Raw genomic sequence first — 22,743 nt, forward strand, 5'->3', positions numbered from 1 at the left:
AAATCGAGGGGGTAGGCGGCGGCGGCGATTTTCATAATGTGATTCCTGTATCCGGGTCGGCCGCATCGTTGAAGAAAAACCCAACGCCTGCAAGGCGATTCACCGGCACGCGGTCAGCGCGTGCTTGACCTTGAGGTCGGGGAGTTGCAGGACAGGTTGCAGGCGCCGGAGGACAGTGATGAGCACCAAGGGAATTACAATTCGCGGCCTTGAGGTTTTTGAGGCGCTCGCCGCCTCCGGATCCGTGGCCCGGGCCGCCGAGCGCACGGGGCTGAGCCAGCCGTCGGTCAGCCAGCAGCTGCGCAATCTTGAGACTGCGCTGGATGTCGAACTTGTCGATCACAGCAGACGGCCGATGCAGCTTACACCTGCGGGCAAGCTCTTCCGGGCACGGGTGGAAAACGCGCTCTCGGAAATACGCGCGGCCCAGAGCGAACTTACGGTGATGGATCTGGCGCATGTCACTTCGCTCAGCATTGGTATAATCGACGATTTTGATGACAATATCACGCCGCGGCTGGCGACGATCCTGGCAGACAGCCTTACCGGCTGCCGGTTTCGTATGATCACCGCCTCAAGCCATGAGCTTGCCGCGCTGATCGCGGACAAAGAGCTGCAGCTTGCGATCAGCGCCAGAACCGGCGACATGCCCGAGGGCATTATCGAATATCCGCTCGCGCGCGACCCGTTCATGATCGTGGCGCCGCGTGGCCATACCATTTCAGCAGATAACCCGCCCGCACCGGACCAGCTGCCGTTTCTGCGCTATGAAAAGCAACAGCTGATCAGTACGCAGATCGAGGCGCAGCTGGCGCGCACCGGGATCACCTATCCCGACCGTTTCGAGATCGGCAGCCACCTTGCCCTGATGGCCATGGTTGCGCGCGGCATCGGCTGGACTATCACAACGCCGCTGGGATACATGCGCGCGCATCGCTTTCACAGCGAGGTACAGCCCGCACCTCTGCCGTTTGAACCTTTCTCGCGACAGATATCGCTTTTCACCACCGATGACTGGGCCGGAACGGTGCCCGATGATATTGCCCGCACGATGCGGCGCCTGCTGAAAAACCAGATGATCGACCCGGCACTGGCAGAGCTGCCATTTCTGGAGGGCGCGCTTACCATCCTTGGCGGGCATGACGACTGACGACGCGTGGCCGGGTCAGATTTCAGGAACGATATTATGCAGAAAATAGTCATTCTTACCGGCGCCGGGATCTCAGCTGAAAGCGGTCTTGGCACGTTTCGCGCAGAAGACGGTCTTTGGGCAGAGCACCGTGTTGAGGACGTTGCCACCCCTGAAGGGTTTGCACGCGATCCGCAGCTGGTCGTGAATTTCTACAACGCGCGGCGGGAACAGGCGGCATCCGCAGACCCGAATGCCGGGCACAGAGCGCTGGTGAAACTGGAAGCTGCGTTTGAGGGAGAAGTTGTTCTGATCACCCAGAACGTTGACGATCTGCACGAAAGGGCCGGCATGGACCGTGTCATTCACATGCACGGTGCTCTGAAATCTGCCCTTTGTGCAGCCTGCGATCACCGCTGGGAAGCGCCGCTCGTGATGGCTCCGGGCGATGCCTGTCCGAAATGCGCGGCGCCGGCGGCGCGGCCTGATATCGTGTGGTTTGGTGAAATGCCTTATGACATGGAAGAAATTTTCGATCACCTGGCGGAGGCCGACCTCTTTGCCTCCGTCGGAACTTCCGGAAACGTCTATCCGGCGGCGGGATTCGTGGCCGAGGCCCGCCGGAACGGAGCGCAGACGGTGGAGTTCAATCTCGAGCCCTCCGCCGTGGGCAGCCAGTTCGAGGATATAAGGCTCGGGCCCGCGACGCAGACGCTGCCTGTCTGGGTAGACGAAATTCTCGCCCGCTGAGCGGTCGTACCGGAGCAGCACGCAAAAAACGCAAAAACCCCGCCCTTGCCGGACGGGGTTCTGAAACCTGAATTAACGCGGGATCAGCTGAGTGCTTCTGCCGTGTCTGACGATTTCGCAATCGCCTTTTTGACCTTCAGCGCGCTGGCCGACAGATCGCCGTCTTTGGCTTTTTCAAGGAACTTGTCCAGACCACCACGGTGATCCACTGTGCGCAGAGCGGCCGCAGAGATGCGGAATTTGAACGCACGGCCCAGTGCCTCGGACTGCAGGGTCACATCGTTCAGGTTCGGCAGAAAGCGACGGCGTGTTTTGTTGTTGGCGTGGCTGACATTGTTGCCAGTCATCGGGCCTTTTCCGGTCAGTTCGCATACGCGCGACATGGTGTCATCCTTTGTTCACTGGTCGTCCCGGCGGTCCGGTCAACGACAAAAGGGGGCGGCCCTGAGACCACGCCCCGGAAATTCGTTTGCTGGCTTTAGTGGGAATCGCGCAAAGCGTCAACCCGGAGGCTGTGCGTTTTCATCACTTTGCTGTCCGCCTCATGTCCAGTTCTGACAGGAACACCGAGGCGGCTGCACCGGGCGCCATGTCACCGGACGCAACCTTTTCGGCGAATTCGGCCAGTGCGGCGCGGGCCTCAGGTGTTTCCAGCTGTGCGAGAACCGCGTTTTTGACTTCCTGATGGAACCAGTATCGCGCCTGATCTTTGCGCGTTCTGTTCCAGAAACCGTTGTCACGGCGCCAGTCTGTAAGTTCGTTTAGGTCCTGCCACACCTTGTCCAGACCGTGCTCTTCGAGGGCTGAAACCATCACAGCACGGGGAAAACCGTCAGGATCCTGCGGACGTTTGCGCAGGAGCCGGAGTGCGCCCGCATAATCGGCACAGGTGCGCTGTGCGGCGGATTTCAGATCACCGTCTGCCTTGTTCACAACGATCATATCCGCGATTTCCATAATGCCGCGTTTGACGCCCTGCAGCTCATCGCCACCCGCCGGCGCCAGTAACAGCAAAAAGACGTCCGACATTTCCGCCACAACGGTCTCGGACTGGCCCACACCCACCGTTTCTATCAGCACCACATCAAACCCGGCCGCTTCGCACAGGGCCACCGCCTCGCGGGACCGGCGGGCCACACCGCCGAGATGTGTCTGGCTGGGAGAGGGCCTGATAAATGCCGCAGGCTCACGCGCAAGGCGGTCCATGCGGGTCTTGTCCCCCAGAATTGAGCCCCCGGAGCGGGTCGATGACGGATCAACTGCCAGCACCGCGACCTTCAGCCCCCGGCCTGTGAGCATCATCCCGAAGCTCTCGATAAAAGTTGATTTCCCCACGCCAGGCGTGCCCGACAGCCCGATCCGCAAGGCCTCGCGGTCTTTGGGCAGCATCTCCAGAAGCTCGACCGCCTGCGCGCGGTGATCGGCACGTGCACTCTCGACAAGCGTAATGGCACGCGCCAGCGCGCGCCGCTCTCCGGCTGCCGTGCGTCGTGCAAGTTCGGCGATATCCATCTGGTCAGAGCCCCGGCAAGTGTCCGGACGTTTTCCGGCAGTCCCCGCGAAATGTCCAGAGCCTCGCCCCTCCGGGTTTTTCGCGTTAAGCAGGGCCATGTCCGTTGACCTGCCCATTGATGTGATCCTGCCTGACGTGACCCGTGTGCTCGCGCGCGACGGTCGGGTCGTGCTGCAGGCGCCCCCCGGGGCGGGTAAAACGACGCGGGTGCCGCTGGCAATTCTGGCAGCCGGTATTTCGTCGGGCCGCATTTTGATGCTTGAGCCGCGCAGGCTGGCCGCGCGCGCCGCGGCAGAGCGCATGGCTCAGACCCTTGGCGAAAAGGTCGGCGAGACGGTCGGGTATCGCATGCGTGGCGCCTCAGCCGTGTCCCCGTCCACCCGGATTGAAGTTATTACCGAGGGTATTCTGACCCGGATGATCCAGGATCAACCGGACCTGCCCGGCGTCGGGGTCGTGATCTTTGACGAATTCCACGAAAGATCACTCAACGCCGACCTCGGACTGGCGCTGTGTCAGGAGACTGCCACTGCCTTCCGCGACGATCTGAAACTTGTGGTCATGTCAGCGACCCTTGATGCGGAGCCTGTCGCGGGCCTTTTGGGTGCGAAAATTCTCACCTCTGAAGGCCGCAGCTTTGATGTGGAACAGCGGTTTCTTGAGCGACCACGCGGGAAAAATCAGCGACTCGAAGACGCCACAGCAGATCTGGTGCTGTCTGCGCTGGAAGCTTCGCCCGGCAGTGCTCTGGTCTTTCTGCCCGGCGAGGGTGAAATCCGCCGCACCGAAGCGCTGCTGAGAGCGCAGCTGCCGGCCGGGGTCACGCTGCATCCGCTGTACGGGGCGATGAAATTTGCAGATCAGCGCGCGGCCATCCGCCCTGCAAAGACCGGGCGCAAGGTGGTTCTCGCCACCGCCATCGCCGAGACCTCTCTGACCATAGAGGGCATCCGGATCGTTGTGGACGCGGGGCTGTCGCGCCGGTCGGAATTTGACCCCACCTCCGGCATGTCGCGCCTGATAACCACCCGCGTCACCCGTGCCGAGGCGACACAGCGTGCCGGGCGCGCAGGCCGGATGGCGCCGGGCGTCTGCTACCGGCTCTGGACCCGCGGCGAAGATGGCGCGCTTGCGGCTTTCCCGCCTGCGGAGATCGAAGCGGGCGATCTGACCGGCTTTGCGCTTGAGCTGGCGCTCTGGGGCGCAAGGGCCGAAGAGATGGCTTTTGTGACGCCGCCGCATGAGGGCCGGTTGCTTGAGGCACGCAGCGTTCTGGAGATGCTGGGTGCGCTCGATGCGCGCGGGCTGATCACCGGTCACGGACGGCAGCTTGCCGGATTGCCGTTGCATCCGCGTCTGGCACATATGGTTTCGCTCGGCGGGCCGGACGCGCCGCTCCTGGCGGCTTTGCTGGCCGGGCGCGACATTCTTCGGGGCGCGCCTGCTGATATCTCCCGCCGGCTTCTGGCGGTGAAAAACCCCCGGGCGTACGAGCGCGAATTCGGCGCCGGACCTGACCGGGCCACGCTGGCCGGAATCCGTGAAGAAGCCGGGCGCCTCGTTCAGAAAGGCCCGGCCCGGGAACGCCGTAGCGTCGGGGAAATGGCCGCTCTGGCCTGTCCTGATCGCATCGGGATGCGCCGTCCGGGCGATGCGCCACGGTACATTCTGTCGGGCGGCAAGGGGGCGTTCCTGCCCGCGGGCGATCCGATGGCGGGCGTGCACCTGCTGGTCGCAACCGATCTTGACGGCGACCCGCGTGAAGCCAGGATCCGGCAGGCCGCAGAGCTCAGCATGGCGGAACTCCGGCACCTGTTCGCGGACCAGATCGGCTGGAAAAACGTTTGTCAGTGGTCGCGGCGCGATGGCAAAGTGCTGGCCCGCCAGCAGGAGCGGTTCGGCGCGCTGGTCATCGATGACCGTGCATGGCCTGAAGCGCCGGCTGAGGCGTTGGCCGCTGCGATGCTCGACGGGGTGCGCCAGCTCGGGTTCACGCCAGCCGGTGCTGCGGAAAGGTTTATTGCTCGCGCGCAGCTGATGCACCGGTCGGACCCGGGGTTTCCTGATTTCTCTCATGAGAACCTGACTGAGACGCTGGAAGAATGGTTGCTGCCCCACCTTTACGGGGTGACAACCGCAGCCGGCTGGAAACGCTTTGATCCCCTGCCCGCCCTGCAGACACGGCTGAGCCGGGAGCAAAGCCAGGCGCTGGACAGGGCTGTGCCGTCGCATTTTGTAACACCGCTTGGGCGCAAAATCCCGATCAGCTATGACGGCGCGCAGCCGCAGATCGAACTTCGTCTGCAGGAAGTTTTCGGGGTCACGAAACACCCGCAGGTCGCGGGTACGCCGGTGCGCATGACGCTGCTGTCACCCGCGCGCAGGCCGGTGCAGGTCACCGAAGACCTGCCCGGGTTCTGGGCGTCTTCCTATGCGGATGTGCGCAAGGATATGCGCGGGCGGTATCCCAGGCACCCCTGGCCCGAGGACCCGACAGCGGCCGACCCCACGCTCAGAGCAAAACCGCGCGGCACCTGACCCCGTCGTCTATCGCCCGAGGCACCAGCGCATGATCGCCTTTTGCGCATGGAGCCGGTTTTCCGCCTCATCGAAGATCACCGAATTAGGGCCGTCCATCACTTCGGATGTGGCCTCATCATCGCGGTGCGCAGGCAGGCAATGCATAAACAGCGCATCCGGTTTCGCCTGCGCCATAAGGGCTGCATCCACCCGGTAGGGGCGCAGCTGGTTGTGCCGCCGTTCACGCGCGGATTGCGCATCGTGCATCGACACCCAGGTGTCTGTCACCACCAGATCTGCCCCTTCGACCGCGCGTGCCGGATCGCGTTCGATCTCAATTCTGGAGCCTTTTGAGCGTGCCAGGTCGATGAATTCCTGCTCGGGGTCAAGCGTCGGAGGGCCAGTGAAGGTCAGATCAAACCCGAACTGACCGGCCGCATGCAGGAAGGAAGCGCAGACGTTGTTGCCGTCGCCGGACCAGACGACTTTTTTACCGCGGATCGGACCGCGGTGTTCTTCAAACGTCATGACATCGGCCATGATCTGGCAGGGATGAGTGCGGTCGGTGAGACCGTTGATGACGGGTACCGTGGCAAACTCGGCCATTTCGGTCAGAACCGCCTCGTCAAAAGTCCTGATCATAATCAGATCAACATAGCGGCTGAGCACGCGGGCTGTATCAGCAATGGTCTCACCATGGCCGAGCTGCATATCGGAGCCTGACAGCACCATCGTTTGTCCGCCCATCTGCCGCACGCCGACGTCAAAGGACACGCGCGTCCGGGTGGATGGTTTTTCAAAGATCAGCGCGACCATGTGATCTTTGAGTGGCTGGTTGTCATCGAGAGCGCCGCGCGGACGGCCCTGGCGGGCGGATTTCATCTGCGCTGCGGTGTCGATGATCTGCCGCAGGTGGTCCTGACCGGTCAGATGGATGTCAAGAAAGTGGTTCATGTCGGTTTTCTTTTTCATTGCAGGCCGGGGTGGGCCATTGCCAGGGCATGTTTTCGTCCGGAAGACTTCAGGCTGCGCCAACGGCGGATGCGGCGGCATCGAGCCGGCTTATGGCGCCGTCGATCTCCGCATCGGTGATTGTCAGGGGCGGCAGCAGACGGATTACGTTATCCGCTGCCGGCACGGTCAGGATAAGCTGGTCATAGCCTGCCTTCACCACGTCCGCATTGGAGGCGCGGCATTTGATACCGAGCATCAGCCCGCTGCCCCGCACACTGTCAAAAACATCCGGATGTGCGGCGATCAGACCCTCAAGTTTCTGGCGCATGAGGGCCGCTTTGCGGTTTACCTCAGCGAGGAAATCAGGGTCGGTGACATGGTCCATCACAGCACATCCCACAGCGCAGCCCAGCGGATTGCCGCCATAGGTAGAGCCATGGGTGCCCAGCGTCATGCCACTGGCGGCCTCTTCGGTCGCGAGAACCGCGCCGAGGGGGAAGCCACCGCCGATCCCTTTGGCGACCATCATGATATCAGGTGTGATCCCGGACCATTCATGGGCGAAGAGCCGGCCGGTGCGGGCCACTCCGCACTGCACCTCATCAAAGATCAGCAATATCCCCTTCTCGTCACAAAGATCGCGCAGGCCTTTCAGGCACTGGTCCGGCACCGGTCGGATGCCGCCCTCGCCCTGGACCGGCTCGATCAGGATAGCGGCTGTGGTGTCATCAACAGCCAAATTCAGGGCGTCATGGTCACCGAATTCCAGGTGCACGAAACCGGGCAGCAGCGGGCCAAAACCTTTGGTCATTTTCTCAGACCCCGCAGCGGCAATCCCCGCAGAGGAGCGCCCGTGAAACGAGCCTGAAAAGGTGATGATGCCGGTCTTTTCGGGGTGACCTTTATCATACCAGTATTTACGCGCCATTTTCACTGCCAGTTCGCAGGCCTCGGTGCCGGAGTTGGTGAAAAACACCGTGTCCGCAAAGGTGTGTTCAGTGAGTTTGTCTGCCAGCGCCTGCTGTTGCGGGATCTGATAAAGATTGGAGGTATGCCAGAGTGCGCCGGCCTGGTCGGTAAGCGCCTGCACCAGTGCGGGGTTTGCGTGTCCCAGCGCGTTCACCGCAATGCCGGCGCCGAGATCGAGGAAACGTCGTCCGTCAGCCTCTGTCAGCCAGGAACCTTCACCTTTGACAAATGTCATCGGCGCGCGGGCATAGGTGGGCAGCAGGGTCGGGATCATCGGATCTTCCTTATCAGGTACGCTCAGGCCGGAACACGGAAGGTGCATGAGCCTCAGAGCAGGGTCAACAATTTTCGGGTGTCAGTTTCGGGTGTCAGTCAGGAACTTCACTGCGGCAAAGGCAGCGACGGATGGCCTCAGCAGAGGCCTGCATTCAGCGTCGTCGCAGCGACAGAATATGCGTCCGGTGTTCCATACCCGCTGATTAGCCGGCGCGCTCCGGTTTGGGAAGTGAAAACTTGGGAAGGGAATTCTTCGCTTGCGCTGCAGGGGCCGCCGGGCGCATAGGCCGCATCATGTTCACACCCCGCCCCGAAAATCAGCGCATCGCCGTTTTGCTGATGCTCATCGCCACGGCGTTCATCGCGGCGACGATGCTCTTTGCCAAGGTCCTTGGCAGCGATGCGGCGGGTCCTGCGCTGCATCCTTTACAGATCACCCACGGGCGCTTTGTCTTTGCCTTCGCGGTGCTGGCGGTGGCGGCGGGTGTGCTCCGCCCGACGCTCACCCGTCCCGGTTGGCGGCTGCACATCGCGCGCACGACATGCGGATGGGCGGGGGTGACACTGATGTTTGCGTCGGTGGCATGGATCCCGCTCGCCGATGCCACGGCCATCACTTTTCTCAACCCGGTCTTCGGCATGATGCTGGCTATTCCGCTGCTGGGTGAAAAGGTCGGGCGCATCCGCTGGTCGGCTGCTGCTATGGCGTTTGCCGGGGCACTTATTCTGCTGCGTCCCACGCCGGAAAACTTTCAGGCAGCCAGCCTCCTCGCGCTGGCCGCGGCGGCCGTCATGGGTCTGGAGCTTATATTCATCAAAAAGCTATCGGGGCGGGAGCCTGCCTTTCAGGTGCTGCTGACCAATAACTTTCTGGGGCTGATCCTCGCCTGCGCGGCTGTTGTCTTCGTGTGGCAGTCGCCCACCGGCCTGCAATGGCTGCTGCTTGGCGGTCTGGGGCTCTGCATGGCAGCGGCACAGGCCTGTTTTGTGAATGCGATGGCACGGGCGGACGCGAGCTTCGTGGCCCCTTTCAGCTATGGCACACTGATATTCGCGACGCTTTATGACATTGCCTTTTACCACCAGATCCCCGACAGGGTCACACTGCTGGGTGCCGGCATCATACTGACGGGTGGCATTATCCTGGCCGTGCGCGAAGCGCGTGCCCGCACGGCAGCCGTTCAATCAGCGCCGCCTGTCGTTCAGCGCTTGTAACTCCCTGGTGAGTGATTAGAATAAGACCCCGTGATGCAGCAAAGCGGTCCGACTGACGAAGGGCCGCTTTTGACTTGAGGAAGTGACGATGTCCTGGACCGACGAACGCGTTGAAATGCTCAAAAAGATGTGGGGCGAAGGTCAGTCGGCCAGCCAGATCGCAAAAGAGCTCGGCGGGGTCACCCGCAACGCCGTGATCGGCAAAGTGCACCGCCTGGGGCTTTCCAACCGCGCGACCGCAGCCTCCAAACCCGAGGCGAAGGCGAAGGTGGCCCCCAAAACCGAAAGCCGGCCAAAGCCTGCGGCAAAACCGGCAGAACCCGCAGCCCGGACAGAAGCGGAGCCCGCCGCGCCCAAGCCGATCCCCGCACGCAAGCAGATTATTCCGGCAGGTCAGCCGCTGCCGCCGCAGCCCTCGGCCAACGAAATCAGCCCTGAAGCGCTCGCCAAGGTCTCCGAGATCGAGAAAAAGGCCAAAAAGCTCTCCCTGATGGAACTGACTGAGCGGACCTGCAAATGGCCTGTCGGAGATCCTGCAACAGAGAACTTCTGGTTTTGCGGGTTGCCGGTGCAGCAGGGCAAACCGTATTGCGAGGCGCATGTGGGCGTGGCGTTTCAGCCGATGTCTTCGCGCCGCGACCGTCGCCGCTGAGGCGGCGCTCCCGCACGTGCCACCTTCATGATTGTAATTTTTGCCACGCAATGGTGAATTGCGCGCGCCTGCCGATGCGGTATCAGCAGGCCACAGCAACCGATGACAGGTGTCCTGATGCCCCAGCCTTCCACCATCCGCGCGGCCGACGCGCTCGCGCAGCGCCTTTACCGGGCAGGCTGCCGCCACGCTTTCGGGATGCCGGGCGGCGAGGTGCTGACCCTCATTGATGCGCTTGAGGTGGCCGGTATCCGCTTTGTGCTCTGCAAACACGAAAATGCGGCGGCCTTCATGGCCGAAGGTGTCTGGCACCGCACCGGTGCGCCCGGTATTCTGGTAGCCACGGTCGGACCCGGGGCGCTGAACGGCGTTAATGCGGTGGCGAATGCCCACCAGGACCGCGTACCGATGATTGTTCTCGCCGGTGCTGTCGATGCCGATGAGGCGCAGACCTACACCCATCAGGTGCTCGACCAGCAGGCGGTGTTCCGCCCGATCACCAAGGCGAGCTTTTCGCTGGTGCCGGGCGCGGCGCATGTGATCGCGGACAAAGCGGTTGGCATCGCTACCGAGGGTCGCCCCGGTCCTGTGCACATTGACGTGCCGATTACGGTGGCGGATGCGCGCGTGCCGGAAAAAGCAGGCCCCGACCGCGCTACCGCCTCGCCTGTCGCCCCGGCAGGAGCAGATTTCGAAACTGCGCGGGGCTGGCTGGCCGCAGCACAACGACCCGTAGCGATTGTGGGCCTTGATGCAATGAACGATAACGCCGGCGCGGAGATCACCGCTTTTGCAGAGCGCTTCGGTGTGCCGGTCATTACGACATACAAAGCCAAGGGACTCATCGCGGAAGATCATCCGCTCGCTCTTGGCGGCGCGGGGCTGTCGCCACTGGCAGACAGGCATCTGATGCCACTGGTGCAGCAGGCCGATCTGATCCTGTGTCTGGGCTATGACCCGATCGAGATGCGCACGGGATGGCGCGACGCATGGGACCCGCGGCAACAGAATGTGATCGATGTGACGGCTGAGCCCAATCACCACTACATGCACCAGTCAGGCCTGAACTTTATCGCTGAGACGAAAGCCACGCTCTCAGCACTGGCAGAGGGCATTGCGCCACAAGAGACCTGGACCGGCGGTCAGATTGCGGCCACCAGGGAGGCACTTGGCAAAGCCTTTCCGCCTGATGATGACTGGGGGCCGGCGGCGGTGATCGATACCTGCCGCCGCACTCTGCCCCGCGAGACGCTGGCCACCGTGGACAGCGGTGCCCACCGCATCCTGCTGAGCCAGATGTGGGAATGCTATGCGCCGCGTGGTCTCACGCAATCCACGGCACTCTGCACCATGGGCTGCGCCATTCCGCTGGCGATGGGCGCGCATCTTGCCGCGCCCGAGCGCCCCGTGGTCTCGTTCTCAGGTGACGCTGGTTTTCTGATGATCGCAGGCGAGCTCACGACCGCCGCCGAGCTTGGTCTGACCACCATTTTCGTCGTGTTCGTCGATGCGTCGCTGTCGCTGATTGAGCTCAAGCAACGCTCGCGGCAGATGAAAAATAACGGAGTGGATTTCGCGAAGCATGACTTTGCGACCATCGGGCGGGCCTTTGGCGGCGCGGGCCACACTGCGACCAACCGAAAAGAACTGAGTGCAGCACTTGAGGCGGCGCTGGTCGCCGATACCTTCACAGTGATCGCTGCAGTGATCGATCGGGGCAGCTATGACGGACGCATCTGACACGCCGGCAGCGCTCGACGGGCTCGTCGTTCTGGATCTCAGCCGCATTCTGGCCGGCCCGACTGCGACGCAGCTTCTGGGTGATTTTGGCGCCATGGTTATCAAGATCGAGAACCCGAAAACCGGGGGGGACGATACCCGTGGCTGGGGCCCGAATTATGCGCGCGACGCTGCAGGCCGGCCCACGGATCTGTCGGCCTATTTCATGGCCGCAAACCGCAACAAACAGTCCGTCGCGGCGGACCTTTCGACCGCAGAGGGACGGGAATTTGTGCGCGCGCTGGCGGCCCGCGCCGATGTGGTGATCGAAAACTACAAACCCGGCGGTCTGGAGAAATACGGGCTCGACCATAAAACCCTCTGTGCCGCACATCCGGGTCTTGTCTACTGCTCCGTTTCCGGGTTCGGTCAGACCGGACCCAACCGCGACCAGCCCGGGTATGACCTCATGGCGCAGGGCTATGGCGGCATCATGTCTCTGACAGGTGACCCCGATGGCCCGCCAACCAAGGTGGGGGTAGGCATCGCAGATGTGATGTGCGGGATGTATGCCACCGTCGGCATTCTCGCCGCCCTGCGACATCGCGACCGTACCGGAGAGGGGCAGCATATCGATCTGTCGCTGGTAGATGCTCAGATGGCCTGGCTGATCAACGAAGGCACCAACTTTCTGACCTCGGGCAAAGACCCTGTGCGGCACGGCAATGCACACCCGAATATCGTGCCTTATGATGCCTTTGCCTGCGCGGACGGGCTTGTGCTGATCGCTGTCGGAAATGACGCGCAGTTTGCGCGGTTCTGTGATGCGCTCGGACTGGCTGATCTGGCCGGCGATGCGCGGTTCCGGACCAATGTGGCGCGGATTGAAAACCGCGGTGCGCTCATCCCTCAGCTTGCACGCGCCCTGGCTCGTTTGTCGCGTGATGCGGTGCTGGAGCGTCTGCGTGCGGTGAAAGTGCCAGCCGGACCGATACACACCGTTCGCGAGGCGCTGAGCTCTGATCAGGCACAGGCGCGCGGTTCTGTGGTGCATGTTCCCGCGGACGATACCGCCGACGGGTATGTCAGGCTGCTGGCCAACCCGCTGAAGCTGTCGCGCACCCCGGTTCAGTACCGCACCGCACCGCCGCGTTTCGGGCAGGATACCGCTGCGGTTGGCGCGCGCTTCGGTCTGCGCCCGCCAAAAGCGTAACATTCAGGCGTCACACAGCCTGCAGCGGCCGGATTTTGCCACTGCTGCGCGACCTTTTGCTGAAATATTAAGGCAAACTCCACACAGGCAGTCACGTTGGCGTGTAACCTGCTCCGGTCGGCCTGTGCGCGCACCGATATTGGGTTAGAGAAGAGGAACAACCAGTTAAAAAGGTGCGATCCCAATGCTGTACGATATCTGCCAAAGTCCGGTCTCATTGAAGACACAGGCCGCGCTGTCCGGATGGGACGATATGATCGATGCCTTTCTGGCACATGGAACGGCCACTCCTGTGCATCTGGGCGCCCTGCTGACCGACAACCCTGAATTTGCCATGGGGCACGCCGCGCGGGGTCTTTTTTCTCTGATGCTGGGGCGCGCTGAAATGGTGCCCGTTGCACGAGAGGCCGCAGCAACGGCGCGTCATCATGCGGACAACACAAACATCAGCAGGCGCGAAGCGGCCTGGGTTGAGGCGCTTGAGGCCTGGCTTGCAGGCCATCCCTCCGGTGCTGTCGCTCTGATGGAAGAGGTCCTCGCCGCCAATCCCGCCGATACGCTTTCAGCCAAGGTGAGCCATGCCATCCGCTTTATTCTCGGGGATGCTGCCGGCATGCGCAGATCGATCGAACGTCTGCTCGGTGCGCATGACGACAGCCACGCCTGTGCCGGATACGCGCTGGGGTGCCATGCCTTTGCGCTGGAAGAAGCCGGCGAATATGACGCCGCAGAAGCCACCGGGCTCAGAGGTCTGACCCTCGCACCAAAGGACAGCTGGGGCCTGCATGCGGTGACCCACGTTTACGATATGACAGCACGTGCCGACCGCGGCATCGCACTCATTGAGAACCACACCGGCGCCTGGGATCATTGCAACAATTTCCGCTATCACGTCTGGTGGCACAAGGCTCTGCTGCACATGGACCGAGGCGAGCTGGACGTTGCGCTCGGGCTTTATGATGCGCAGATCCGGGCGGATAAGACCGATGACTACCGCGACATCTCAAATGCCACCTCCCTGCTGGTGCGGCTGGAGCTCGAGGGCGTCGATGTGGGCCCGCGCTGGGAAGAGCTTGCGGATCTGTCGCAGGCCCGCACCGAGGACGGCTGCGTGGTCTTTGCCGATCTGCATTACATGATGGCGCTGACCGGTGCGCACCGGCCTGCTGCCATCACCAGAATGACCGCCCGGTTTGCCCGCGATGCGGCACGTACCGGCGAGATGCCGCAGCGCTATGCGGATCCGGGGGTTGCGGCCCTGTCCGGCCTCAATGCTTTTGCCGAAGGACGCTATGACCGGGCCTTTACAGATCTGAGTGCGGCGCGGCCTGCCATGCAGACAATTGGCGGCAGTCACGCACAACGCGACGTCTTTGAACGGCTGACCATCGATGCCGGACTGCGCGCCGGGCGCTTTGACCAGACCGAGACCATTCTTCTGGACCGTCTCGCACGCCGCGCCGGCAATTCCGACCGCTTTACAACGACACGAATGGTGAGCATTTCGGAGGCGCGGCGGATCCCTGCGCAGTAGTGCAGAGGCCATGATGACATTCGACAACACAAAGCATAAAGACCGGCCATGACACTTGCCGACCCTTCACAGATCACGCCCTCCGCGTCTGCTACCCGTGCGCAGGCGTCATCGCCCGCGCGCATCCGTGATCCGCGTCTGGATTTCTTCCGCGGCATCGTCATGTTCATCATTCTCATCGCGCATACGCCGGGCAACTGGCTCACGCTGTGGATCCCGGCACGTTTTGGCTTTTCGGACGCGACAGAGGTGTTTGTTTTCTGCTCGGGCATGGCCTCGGCGATCGCCTTTGGTGCAGTTTTCCGCGATCAGGGCCTTGCCATGGGCACCGCGCGCGTCGCCTTCCGCTGCTGGCAGGTTTACTGGGCACATATCTGCCTTTTCCTCGCCATCGCCTGCACAATGGTCGTGCTGAATAATACCGGATGGTTTGAGCGGGATTATGTCGGGCAGCTGAACCTCTATCCTTTCTTTAAAAGGCCAGACGAAAATATCGTCGGCCTGCTCACGCTGACCTATGTGCCGAATTACTTTGACATCCTGCCGATGTATCTCGTGGTGCTGGCGATGATGCCGCTGGTGGTTGCACTGCACCGCTTACAGCCTCTCCTGGCGCTGGGGTTCGTAATGCTGGTCTGGTTCGGCGCCCAGCTTGATGTCTTGGCACTGCCCGCTGAGCCCTGGTCGGCAAGGGAGTGGTTTTTCAATCCCTTCGGCTGGCAGCTGGTGTTTTTTACCGGGTTTGCCTTTATGTCGGGCTGGCTGCCCGCCCCGCCGCGCAACCGCGTGCTGATTATCCTCGCCACTCTGGTCGTGCTGATCATCATCCCGCTGGCGTATTACCGGATCACCCGGCAGTTGCCTGATGTGCAGGCCTGGCGCAGTGAATACCGTGTCCTGATTGCCAAAACCGATTTCGGCGTGCTGCGCTATGTGCACTTTCTCGCGCTTGCCTATCTGTGCTGGATCGCTGTGGGTGAGGCCGGGCGGCGCATTCTGCCACCGCAGGCCGGCGGCGCCGCTGCCGAGGCCTGGCGACGCATTCTGGCGGTTATCATGAAGGTAGGACAGCAGTCGCTGGCGGTGTTTATCACTTCTATGTTCACGGCCCGTCTGCTTGGGGTGATGCTGGACACGCTGGGCCGCGGTTCCATCGCGAGCCAGCTTTTTGTCAATGCGGTCGGCTTTGCTGTTCTGATCGGTGTGGCCTATGGCGTCGGCTGGTTCAAATCCCAGCCATGGCGCAGAAAAAAGGCGGCGGCATAATGCTGCGGCGTGATATGCTCAAAGCCCTTGGGGCCCTCGCCGCAGCACCCTCTGCAGCACTTGCAGAAGAGCCGGGCCTGCAAACCGGGGAAGGCACACCCTTTGATGCACAAACGGTGGTTTCGCGCGCTCGTGCGCTCGCGGCGCGCCCATACGAACCGCGCCCTGAAATCCCCGAAAGCTGGCGCAATCTGACCTATGATCAGTATCGCAAAATCTGGTTCGACAGCCGCAATGCACTGTGGGAGAACACCGACCGGCCGCAGCGCGTGGATGTCTTTCCGCCTGGGCTCTACTTTCCGCAGGCGGTTGAGATTAACGTGGTCGAGGCTGGTGTCGCCAGACCACTGAAATTCGATATGGGCGTTTTCGACTTCACCGACAAATTCCCCGATGTCGGGATGGACGACACGCTGGGCTATTCCGGGCTGCGGTTGCGCGCAGAGCTTGAAGAGCCGGGCATTTTCCAGGAATACGCTGTTTTTCAGGGCGCGAGTTATTTTCGCGGCATCGGCACGGGCGAGATCTACGGTCTTTCCGCGCGCGGACTGGCGCTTAAAACAGGCGATCCGGCCGGCGAGGAATTTCCTGACTTTACGGCCTTCTGGCTTGAGACCCCCAAACCGGGGTCCGGGGCTGTGGTGCTGCACGCGCTGCTCGACAGCCCGTCGTGCTCCGGGGCCTGGCGGTTTGACATCGCCCATGGCGAGACCCTGCGGATGGAAGTCTCCGCCACGATTTTCGCACGCGAAGAGATGCGGCATGTGGGCATTGCTCCTCTCACCTCGATGTTTCTTTTCGACGAAACCATGCGCGAGCGTTTTTCTGATTTCCGCCCCGCCGTGCATGACAGCGACGGATTGCTCATTCACAACGGGGCCGGTGAGGTGATCTGGCGGCCACTTGCCAACCCTCTTTCGTTACAGATCAGCGCCTTTTCCGACTCCGATCCGCGCGGCTTTGGCCTGATGCAGCGCCCGCGCCGTTTCAGCGATTTTGCAGATCTTGAAGCGCTCTATCACAAGCGTCCGGCGCTCTGGGTCACGCCAGGCGAAGACTGGGGCCCGGGAGCAGTCACACTTGTTGAAATCCCGGCGGATCTGGAGATTTACGATAATATCGTTGCCTACTGGCGCCCGTCCGAGCCGGTGCAGGCAGGTGCTGAGCACAGCATGACTTACACGCTTGACTGGGGCGCGGATCCGGCCCCTGCCGCCGGTATGCCGCTGAAAGTATTGAGTACAGCTATCGGTGGCCGCCCTGAGGGTGGCAATATCGTCGCCATAGATTTTGAAGACAGCGCGCTGGTACCCGAAGATCTGGACCGCCTTGACATCGTCGTGCGCGGCTCGGCGGGCGAGGTCACGCCCGGGCTGGTGCAGCGCAATCCGGATACCAACGGGCCGCGTCTTGCCTTTACCTTCCGGCCCGGAGATGCCGATCTTATCGAATTCCGCGCCCAGCTGCGCCTTGACGGAGCACCGCTGAGCGAAGTTTGGCTTTATCGCTGGACACGCGCATGAGCGACGCCCGCCTCACAGTCATGCCGGCACCCGCACCGCTCGAGATGCGCCCGCAGGACCTCTCGGCCCCTGCTCCGGCAGCCGGGCGTGGTCCTGCACCGGGAGCCCGTTACACTGGCTGGCGGATGGCACTGTTTCTGCCCGCACTCGCCGGAACCGCCCTGCTGGTGGCCGGTCTGCACAGCTGGCTGGCCGAAACCGGTATGACGGGCCTTGAATGGGTGCTGCTGTTTATGATCGGCATGACTTTTGTCTGGGTTACCCTGTCGGTCAGCACGGTGGCTGTCGCTATCGCGGGGCTACTGGCACATGCGCGCTCGGAAGAGCCGGGCGCAGATGAAACAGCGCCGCTGGATGTGGCGCTGCTTGTGCCGGTTCACAATGAAAATCCGGCGGATGTTTTCGGCAATGCCGCGGCGATGCTAGATGATCTGGCAGCCCGGCGCGGGCCGCATCGCTATGCTTTGTTTATTCTGTCGGACACGACGGATGAAGCGATTGCAGAGGAGGAAGCCCGCGCGTTTGCGATGCTGAGGGCTGGTGCGCCGCAGGATTTTACAGTCTGGTACCGGCGCAGGCGCACCAACACCGACAAGAAGGTCGGTAACCTCGTGGACTGGATCACCGGATGGGGTGCTGCCTGGCAGGCGATGGTTGTGCTTGACGCCGACAGCCTGATGACCGGGCGTGCCATCGACAGACTTGCCGGCGAAATGAGCCGCGACCCGACCGCCGGGCTCATTCAGACCTTTCCGATGCTGATCGGGGCAAATACGCTCTTTGCCCGTCTGCAGCAGTTCTCCAACATCGCATACGGCTGGCTGCTGGCCGAAGGTCTGGCAACCTGGGCACGCAGCGAGGGCAATTACTGGGGCCATAACGCCATTGTCCGCACCCGCGCCTTTGCGGCCTCTGCGGGACTGCCGCATCTGGCCGGCCGGGATGGCCGTGCCGAACTCATTCTGAGCCATGATTTTGTCGAAGCCGGGCTTTTGCGCCGGGCGGGCTGGCAGGTGCGCTTCCTGCCCCGCGTCTCCGGCAGTTACGAAGAAACCCCCGGCACACTCATCGATTACGTTCTGCGCGATCAGCGCTGGTGTCGTGGGAATCTGCAACATCTGCGGCTGCTGGGAACGGCTGGCCTGCATCCGGTCTCGCGGTTTCACCTGCTGCACGGGGCTGTGAGCTATCTGCTGTCGCCGGCCTGGTTTGTCCTGCTGATCGTCTGGTCGCTGCTGGGCAAGGACAGCGAAACCAATGTGATACGGTATTTCAACGAAACCAATCCGCTCTTTCCCGACTGGCCGCCTGCAATGAGCCATATCGATTCTGCTGTGTTCCTCGTGATCATGTACGCCATGCTGCTGACACCTAAACTAACCGGGGCGGCGATCATTGCGCTGCACCCCAAAGCCACGCGGCTTTACGGCGGTCGCCGCGCCTTTCTGGGGGCTTTCGCCGTCGAAGTGGTGCTGTCGGTGGCCTATGCGCCGGTTCTGATGATCCAGCAGACCCGCGCGGTGATGCGCGCAGCCCTGGGCCGCAGCAATGCATGGGCACCCCAGTCGCGCCGGGCCGCAGCTTATCCGCTGTCGACGCTGATCCGGTTTCACTGGGTGGAGACGATCCTCGGACTGATGCTTGCCGTCGGACTTGTGACCGGGCTTGTGTCGCTCTGGCTCATTCCGATTGCTGCGAGCCTGTGCCTTGCTGTGCCGCTGTCGGCGCTGAGCTCGGTTCCGGTCTCCGCGCGCCTGCCCCATGCTCTGCGCATGGACAGCCCGCATTCGCTGCGCGAGCCCGCCATCCTGACCCGCGCCCGCAACCAGCGACTGCGCGTCAGTGATCTGCTCTCGGGGCCGGGGATGCCGGCCGAGTAACGTGCGTAACGCACGGGCCCTGCGATAAGGTGCCGTTATTTCCGGCGGTAAGATTTTTTTGTTTTGTGACAGAATCCGCCCGAAGGCCGCTCCTTTATGACCTGTCTCGCAAACCGCAGTGCCGCGTCAGCCTATTGCTTAACCGTTACCGGTAAGCCGCGGTCGAGCCATCCGGGACCGGCACCGGAACCGAGCATACCCTCGGGCACGTCGACGATATTTGTGAAACCGGCACTCTCAAGGCGCGAAGACAAACGGCGAGAACGCACGCCCCGCGCACAGATCAGAGCCACCGGGACGTCCCTCCGGCCGCCCGTGCGCACCAGCAGTTCGTCAATGAAATCGTCGCGGCGCATGTCGATCGGCAGCGCCCCCTGGCCTGTACCTGTCCGCGCCCATTCATCCGGGCGCCGGATATCAACCAGCAGGATGTCGCCACGGGCCGCGAGGTCGTGCGCCTCATCCGGGCTCAGAGCAGCCCCGTCATTTTCGGCGAACACGTTGAACCAGGTGGCAGCAAGCACACCACCTCCTGCAAGCGCGCCAAGGCTCAGAACCATAAAACCCCGCCGCGTTTTCCGCGACGGGGCCTTTTGCTGCCCGTCCTTTTCAGGATCAGACAAGCTCATGATCAGTTGACCGGTGCCGTGCTTGAGAACTGCGGGATCTCCCGGTCGGAAGCTGCAGCGGGCTCGATGCTGACCCAGTTGCTTTCGGAGAGATCAAGATTCCCGTCAATGTCCTCTTCCCAGAAGCCGACGACGTTTTTGGTGATATTGAGGTACAGCTTGTCATCAACGATCCGCCACAGGTTCGGGTTGCCAGGCACCTTACCGCCCTTGGCCACGCCATAGGCGCAGTGACCGTCGTACTGCGGGGCATAGGCTGCCGGGTTCGCAACAAATCTGTCGCGGTTTGCTTCCGTTGAAAAGGCAAAAGTGGCGCCGTTGTAATCGGCTGTGATATCTTTGTTACCCGGAACGGCGACAGGCTGTTCGGCGCCGACCGGCGACTGCTCCAGATCAAAATAGGCAACTACGTCATAGCCGGATACGGCGAAGCCGGTCGGATCGATGTACTGGTCACCGGCGAAGGACGCGGTGGCGAATGTAGCGGCGGCTGCGGCGGTGGCGAAAAGGGTCAGGGGAAAACGCATGTCAGTCAGGCTCCGGTTCAGTCAGTCGGTGCGGCCACCCCGGCCGCGCTCTGACTTTGATGTAGAGGCCGCGTGACGGGCTGTGCACCCTGTTTCAGTCAGTCTCGCGGGCTTGTGACATCTGCGCGATTTGCGTGATCGTTCCGTGATCGGCGGCCACCCACGGCTGTCAGGTCAGCTTTGGCGGTCGCGCAGGATCGCTGCCCGGGGCGGGACGCAGGACCGTGGCCTCCTGCGCCTGGGGCAGGTCAAACCGCAGGCCTGCGCGTTCGAGCCTTTCTGCCATTGGCTCATCCGCCCTGAAAAACGCCACATCCATCGCGCCCGCATCAATCCCGGAGAAGTTCAGTGCCTCACCGGCGGCGCGCGCCAGAGCCGTCTCAGCCCCTGGCACCGCACCTACGAACCCCAGCAAATGTCCGGCGGTGTCATCGCTGTACCGCACCCCGACAAGGCAGGCGTGCAGTGCCAGCCCCATGGCGGTGGCGAGTTTTGCGTCGAGTGCCGAAATCAGTGTTTCAGGCAGCCCGCCCGGGGCGCGCACTTCGACAATGCGGGCCTCTGTTTCGTCGGGCTGATTGGCCAGGATGCCGTTAAGCCAGGCCACCGCCTCCTCTGGCAGCAGGATGGAGGACGGCGCCACATCCGGATTGACTGCAAGCCCGATGCCCTGCCCCTGCAGCATCCCCGCGATTGCCCGCCCGGAGAGGCTTACGAAAGGTGCCATGCCACCGGCAAACCCGGCGAGCCGCTCCTGCCGGTCAAAGACCAGCACGAACCGCGCGTTATCGAGTTCAAAAAGTTCCGGCGTGATCTGGTCGCTGTCGTCGCCCGCTTCGGTTTCAAGCATCAGAAAAAGCTCTGTCTCCGCAAGGCGTTCATAAAATCGCAACCGGGCAGCATCATCCGAGGGGTCTGCCTCCATCGCGGCATGGGCCGCATCAAGGGGGGTCAGATCAGTCATGCAGCACCTCACGCACCGTGCGCTGAAGATCCGGCACGACGTCCTGTTCAAACCATGGGTTTTTCTTAAGCCAGCCTGTATTGCGCCAGCTTGGGTGGGGCAATGCAAAAATCTGCCGGTTCCGCCCGGTCCGCTGTGCCACAGCCGCCGTCACTGACGTCACCCTGCCCAGATGCCAGCGCATGGCATAGGCACCGATCACCACGGTCAGCGCCACATCCGGCAGAGTGTCAAGCGCGGCACGCCGCCAGGTCTTCGAGCAAACAGGCGGCGGTGGCAGATCTGATCCCTTGTCGTCATAGCCCGGAAAACAGAACGCCATTGGCACGATCGCCACGCGGTCGCGGTCATAGAAGGTATCGTCGTCCATGCCCAGCCAGGATCGCAGCCGCTTGCCGGACGCATCCCAGAAAGGCGTGTTGGCACGGTGTACCTTCAGTCCGGGGGCCTGGCTTGCAATCAGGATCCTTGCTCCGGGCCGGAACCAGACCACCGGGTTCGGCGCATGGGCCGTCGCAGTTTGCGCAAAGCGGTCCCGGCACAGAGTGCAGGCGCGTATCTGATCAGCGATATCTGTCACTCTGGCTGACCTAGGGTGTGCAGCCGGTTTCGCAATAGCCGCAGCAGGAGCCTTCATTTCGACAGATATCGAAATAACTTGCATTACGTCTTTCATTTCGATACCTCTAAAAATATGAAACAAGATTTACCCCAGGCCCCGGGCCTTACCATCGCCGCCGCACAGTTTGCGGCTCTCGGCTCTGAACAGCGGCTTGCCGTGCTGCGGTGTCTTGTGCGCGCGGGCCCCGACGGGCTCAGCATCGGCGAGCTTGGCGCGCGGACCGGCATCACCGGCTCAACCCTTACCCATCACGTAAAAATCCTTGCCTCCGCCGGTCTTGTATCGCAGGCCCGGCAGGGGCGCAGCATTATCTGTGCTGCCGTTGCCTATGATGACGTGCGGGCCCTTTCCGGGTTTTTGCTGACCGAATGCTGCGCTGACAGCGCACGCACCTCTGAGGATACCTGACATGGCCGATACCACCCAACCCGCACCGCGCCCCGCCTTTCTGAGATCGCCCGGTGCCTGGGGCGCCACGGCGCTCGTCTTTGTCCTGCTCGCGGTTTTTGATCCCGGACAGGTCCTGCCGACCGCGCAGTTCACTTTGAACGCCATCGCGCATACCGCACCCTTTATTCTTTTTGCCGTCCTGGCCGTAGCTTATCTCAAGGCATCGGGTGCGGAGACACTGCTCGCGCGGGCGTTTGAAGGGCGCCAGTCACGCATGATCGTCATGGCAGCCTTGCTGGGCGGGCTTTCACCCTTTTGCAGCTGCGAGGTCATTCCTTTCATAGCGGCCCTGCTTGCTGTCGGCGCACCGCTCGGGGCCGTGATGGCCTTCTGGCTGGCCTCTCCGCTGATGGATCCTGCTATGTTTGCGATTACGTCCGGCACGCTGGGGTGGGAATTCGCGATCGCCAAGACATTTGCCGCAGTGGGCCTCGGGGT

Annotated in this window: 21 protein-coding genes; 13 read left to right on the forward strand and 8 right to left on the reverse strand. The window is 62.3% G+C overall.

Annotated elements, in window-relative coordinates; translation table 11 throughout:
- Positions 1-178 precede the first annotated feature (178 nt).
- Complete coding sequence (locus tag Q0M35_RS08350; protein ID WP_295314079.1) at positions 179-1,150, forward strand: LysR family transcriptional regulator; 972 nt, start codon at positions 179-181, stop codon at positions 1,148-1,150.
- 36 nt (positions 1,151-1,186) lie between these two features.
- A complete protein-coding gene (locus Q0M35_RS08355) occupies positions 1,187-1,879 on the forward strand; it encodes an NAD-dependent deacylase (RefSeq protein ID WP_295314081.1) in 693 nt (230 codons plus the stop codon).
- Positions 1,880-1,962: 83 nt separating this feature from the next.
- Here Q0M35_RS08355 and rpmB read toward each other — a convergent pair whose 3' ends face one another.
- Both rpmB and meaB read right to left on the reverse strand, forming a co-directional pair.
- Positions 1,963-2,262, reverse strand: a complete 300-nt coding sequence (gene rpmB, locus Q0M35_RS08360; protein WP_295314083.1) for a 50S ribosomal protein L28 — start codon at positions 2,260-2,262, stop codon at positions 1,963-1,965.
- A 142-nt stretch (positions 2,263-2,404) separates the two neighbouring features.
- Complete coding sequence (gene meaB, locus Q0M35_RS08365; protein ID WP_295314121.1) at positions 2,405-3,391, reverse strand: methylmalonyl Co-A mutase-associated GTPase MeaB; 987 nt, start codon at positions 3,389-3,391, stop codon at positions 2,405-2,407.
- A gap of 97 nt (positions 3,392-3,488) precedes the next feature.
- Here meaB and hrpB point away from each other — a divergent pair, with 97 nt between their 5' ends.
- Complete coding sequence (gene hrpB, locus Q0M35_RS08370; RefSeq protein ID WP_295314085.1) at positions 3,489-5,930, forward strand: ATP-dependent helicase HrpB; 2,442 nt, start codon at positions 3,489-3,491, stop codon at positions 5,928-5,930.
- A gap of 9 nt (positions 5,931-5,939) precedes the next feature.
- Here the strand turns inward: hrpB and argF are convergent, their stop codons facing one another.
- Complete coding sequence (gene argF / locus Q0M35_RS08375; RefSeq protein WP_295314087.1) at positions 5,940-6,866, reverse strand: ornithine carbamoyltransferase; 927 nt, start codon at positions 6,864-6,866, stop codon at positions 5,940-5,942.
- Between the two features lie 67 nt (positions 6,867-6,933).
- Positions 6,934-8,109 (reverse strand): aspartate aminotransferase family protein, encoded by a 1,176-nt coding sequence (locus tag Q0M35_RS08380; protein ID WP_295314089.1) that lies wholly within the window; start codon positions 8,107-8,109, stop codon positions 6,934-6,936.
- A 296-nt stretch (positions 8,110-8,405) separates the two neighbouring features.
- Here Q0M35_RS08380 and Q0M35_RS08385 point away from each other — a divergent pair, with 296 nt between their 5' ends.
- The 8 genes from Q0M35_RS08385 (at position 8,406) to mdoH (ending at position 19,113) form a co-directional block, all read left to right on the forward strand.
- The gene (locus Q0M35_RS08385) at positions 8,406-9,326 is read left to right on the forward strand and encodes a DMT family transporter (RefSeq protein ID WP_295314091.1); all 921 of its coding nucleotides are present in this window, start codon (positions 8,406-8,408) and stop codon (positions 9,324-9,326) included.
- An 88-nt stretch (positions 9,327-9,414) separates the two neighbouring features.
- Positions 9,415-9,978 (forward strand): GcrA family cell cycle regulator, encoded by a 564-nt coding sequence (locus tag Q0M35_RS08390; RefSeq protein ID WP_295314093.1) that lies wholly within the window; start codon positions 9,415-9,417, stop codon positions 9,976-9,978.
- Positions 9,979-10,095: 117 nt separating this feature from the next.
- Positions 10,096-11,718: a thiamine pyrophosphate-binding protein gene (locus Q0M35_RS08395; RefSeq protein ID WP_295314095.1), complete on the forward strand. Its 1,623-nt coding sequence runs from the start codon at positions 10,096-10,098 to the stop codon at positions 11,716-11,718.
- The gene (locus Q0M35_RS08400) at positions 11,702-12,910 is read left to right on the forward strand and encodes a CoA transferase (protein WP_295314097.1); all 1,209 of its coding nucleotides are present in this window, start codon (positions 11,702-11,704) and stop codon (positions 12,908-12,910) included. Before Q0M35_RS08395 ends, Q0M35_RS08400 begins: the two co-directional genes overlap by 17 nt.
- A 184-nt stretch (positions 12,911-13,094) precedes the next feature.
- Positions 13,095-14,444 carry a tetratricopeptide repeat protein gene (locus tag Q0M35_RS08405; RefSeq protein WP_295314099.1) on the forward strand — a complete coding sequence of 450 codons (1,350 nt, stop codon included), beginning with the start codon at positions 13,095-13,097 and terminating at the stop codon, positions 14,442-14,444.
- A 48-nt stretch (positions 14,445-14,492) separates the two neighbouring features.
- Positions 14,493-15,710, forward strand: a complete 1,218-nt coding sequence (locus tag Q0M35_RS08410; RefSeq protein ID WP_295314101.1) for an OpgC domain-containing protein — start codon at positions 14,493-14,495, stop codon at positions 15,708-15,710.
- On the forward strand, positions 15,710-17,233 hold the full coding sequence (locus Q0M35_RS08415) for a glucan biosynthesis protein G (protein ID WP_295314103.1): 1,524 nt from the start codon (positions 15,710-15,712) through the stop codon (positions 17,231-17,233). The genes Q0M35_RS08410 and Q0M35_RS08415 overlap by 1 nt, the downstream gene beginning before the upstream one ends.
- On the forward strand, positions 17,230-19,113 hold the full coding sequence (gene mdoH / locus Q0M35_RS08420) for a glucans biosynthesis glucosyltransferase MdoH (protein ID WP_295314105.1): 1,884 nt from the start codon (positions 17,230-17,232) through the stop codon (positions 19,111-19,113). Before Q0M35_RS08415 ends, mdoH begins: the two co-directional genes overlap by 4 nt.
- 131 nt (positions 19,114-19,244) lie before the next feature.
- On the opposite strand, the gene Q0M35_RS08425 is transcribed toward mdoH, so the two are convergent.
- The 4 genes from Q0M35_RS08425 to Q0M35_RS08440 form a co-directional block, all read right to left on the reverse strand.
- Entirely contained in the window at positions 19,245-19,742 is a 498-nt protein-coding gene (locus Q0M35_RS08425) for a rhodanese-like domain-containing protein (RefSeq protein ID WP_295314107.1), read from the reverse strand.
- 2 nt (positions 19,743-19,744) lie between these two features.
- The gene (locus tag Q0M35_RS08430) at positions 19,745-20,269 is read right to left on the reverse strand and encodes a YHS domain-containing (seleno)protein (protein WP_295314110.1); all 525 of its coding nucleotides are present in this window, start codon (positions 20,267-20,269) and stop codon (positions 19,745-19,747) included.
- Between the two features lie 169 nt (positions 20,270-20,438).
- The gene (locus tag Q0M35_RS08435) at positions 20,439-21,233 is read right to left on the reverse strand and encodes an SseB family protein (RefSeq protein ID WP_295314112.1); all 795 of its coding nucleotides are present in this window, start codon (positions 21,231-21,233) and stop codon (positions 20,439-20,441) included.
- Positions 21,226-21,813, reverse strand: a complete 588-nt coding sequence (locus Q0M35_RS08440; RefSeq protein ID WP_295314115.1) for a uracil-DNA glycosylase family protein — start codon at positions 21,811-21,813, stop codon at positions 21,226-21,228. The genes Q0M35_RS08435 and Q0M35_RS08440 overlap by 8 nt, the downstream gene beginning before the upstream one ends.
- A gap of 114 nt (positions 21,814-21,927) precedes the next feature.
- Between Q0M35_RS08440 and Q0M35_RS08445 the strand changes: the two genes are divergently transcribed.
- Both Q0M35_RS08445 and Q0M35_RS08450 read left to right on the forward strand, forming a co-directional pair.
- Complete coding sequence (locus tag Q0M35_RS08445; protein WP_295314117.1) at positions 21,928-22,263, forward strand: metalloregulator ArsR/SmtB family transcription factor; 336 nt, start codon at positions 21,928-21,930, stop codon at positions 22,261-22,263.
- A 1-nt stretch (position 22,264) separates the two neighbouring features.
- A partial coding sequence (locus Q0M35_RS08450; RefSeq protein ID WP_295314119.1) for a permease occupies positions 22,265-22,743 on the forward strand: 479 nt, incomplete at its 3' end.

Origin of the sequence: Roseobacter sp., from assembly GCF_024639605.1 — a bacterium.
Taxonomy (GTDB): Bacteria; Pseudomonadota; Alphaproteobacteria; order Rhodobacterales; family Rhodobacteraceae; genus Roseobacter.